Raw genomic sequence first — 1,890 nt, forward strand, 5'->3', positions numbered from 1 at the left:
CAAGAGATGATGCCGCAGGAGAAGCTTATGATAAAGTAGCAAGAGTTTTAAACCTTCCTTACCCTGGTGGTCCTCATATTGACCGACTAGCTCATGAAGGACAAGCCACGATTGATTTACCACGAGCATGGTTAGAAGAAGGTTCATACGATTTTAGCTTTAGTGGATTAAAATCAGCGGTGATTAATACGGTTCATAATGCTGAACAACGTGGTGAAACCATTAAACCTGAAGATTTAGCTGCAAGCTTTCAAGCAAGTGTTGTAGAAGTGTTAGTAGAAAAGACAAGTCGAGCTGCCAAAGAGTATAATGTTAAACAAGTAATCTTAGCAGGTGGGGTTGCTGCAAATAAAGGATTACGTGAAGGGTTGAAGGAAAAAGTTTCAGAACTAAAAGGGATTGATTTAATTATCCCCCCATTAAAGTTATGCACAGATAACGCAGCAATGATTGCAGCATGTGGAACAATTTTTTATGAAAATGGTATCCGCGCCAATCTCGGACTTAACGCCAATCCAGGATTAGATTTAACCTCATTTAATAGAGAATAACCAAGTGACAGGACTTTGTTTTCATATAGCGGTGTCCAATCTAAGGATTATCTTAGTAAGTATGAATAATCTTTGACACCGAGGGAAACAAAGTCTTTTTGCTTATACATCATGAGAGGACAATTACTTTTTGTATTGTCCGCGGCTTTAAAGTAATTGTTAGAGAATAATAGCTATAAGGAAGTATTTCTTCATTTGTTTTCGTTCGATTTTAAGTAATTCATTCAATTTTGAGTGATGAAATTGGGAATCTTGATTGTTTGGTTATCGCTGACCAATTTGGTGATGAAATTGATGAAACGGTGATCTTGAAAGGTTGTAAACGTCCATTTAGGTTAAAATGTAGAAAAACAGACATCTTAAAGGGGGGAGATGACACATGTAAAATTTAGATTGAAATCTCATAAAAAAGACATTTTGAAAGGCTATAGATGCTCAATTCAGTAAAAATTTAATGAAACAGCCAACAAGCAGGATATGGAATCCCAATTTAATTGAAAGTCCAGTTTGATGAGCAGCTAGAGCTAACGTAGAGGCAGAAGTATGAATAAAAGATTACCAAATAGGTTAGGATACTATACATTGCACTTGGTACCCTTTTATTCTAGGTATGAATCCTTAATCCTAATGAAAGAACTCCTAACTTTTTGAAATAATAATATTCCCGTTCATACCTGTTTGAATTTATAGATAAGGAAGTTAGGAGTCGTGTATTTCTATTTTTCAAACTTTTTATAAAGTCCACCATTTATTATAGAGCTAAATTTACAAAACTCACACAAAACAAAAGAAAACAAGGTTTACCTAGGTTTATCTTAGAAACAAATTATATGAAATGGCGGTCCGGACGGGACTCGAACCCGCGACCTCCTGCGTGACAGGCAGGCATTCTAACCAGCTGAACTACCGGACCAGATTGCGGGGATAGGATTTGAACCTACGACCTTCGGGTTATGAGCCCGACGAGCTACCAGACTGCTCCACCCCGCGATAATATTATTATATTGATAAAACTCATGCTCACAATTTTATACAGGACTGTCCCGATTATTCCGCCCCGATTTCAGTAAGCTAAAACAAGTAGCAGTTCAATCGGTGCGCTGTAGTTTCGCTACGAAGCTTATTCGTTCGTGCTCCACCCCGCGATGATATTATTATATAGCCCGGCAACGTCCTACTCTCACAAAGGCAAGGCCTTCACTACCATCGGCACTGAGAAGCTTAACTTCCGTGTTCGAGATGGGAACGGGTGTGACCTTCTCGCCATGATCACCGGACTATTTAAAACAACAATATGTATTATAATAGGTTGTTTTAGAAAATGCAAGAGAAATTTTCA

1 protein-coding gene, 2 tRNA genes and 1 rRNA gene are annotated in these 1,890 nt (G+C 38.0%); 1 reads left to right on the plus strand and 3 read right to left on the minus strand.

Going from position 1 to position 1,890, the window contains the following annotated elements; translation table 11 throughout:
- Window positions 1-551 (plus strand): tRNA (adenosine(37)-N6)-threonylcarbamoyltransferase complex transferase subunit TsaD (locus BN2144_RS03290; RefSeq protein WP_033826918.1); only part of this gene is annotated, 551 nt, incomplete at its 5' end.
- Between the two features lie 836 nt (window positions 552-1,387).
- Here BN2144_RS03290 and BN2144_RS03295 read toward each other — a convergent pair.
- From BN2144_RS03295 to rrf, 3 genes are all read right to left on the minus strand, one after another.
- Window positions 1,388-1,464: transfer RNA gene (locus BN2144_RS03295), tRNA-Asp, on the minus strand.
- Window positions 1,465-1,467: 3 nt separating this feature from the next.
- Window positions 1,468-1,541, minus strand: a tRNA-Met gene (locus BN2144_RS03300).
- Window positions 1,542-1,712: 171 nt separating this feature from the next.
- A 5S ribosomal RNA gene (gene rrf / locus BN2144_RS03305) occupies window positions 1,713-1,828 on the minus strand.
- Between the last annotated feature and the right edge of the window lie 62 nt (window positions 1,829-1,890).

This window comes from Bacillus andreraoultii (assembly GCF_001244735.1).
GTDB lineage: Bacteria > Bacillota > Bacilli > Bacillales > Caldibacillaceae > Caldifermentibacillus > Caldifermentibacillus andreraoultii.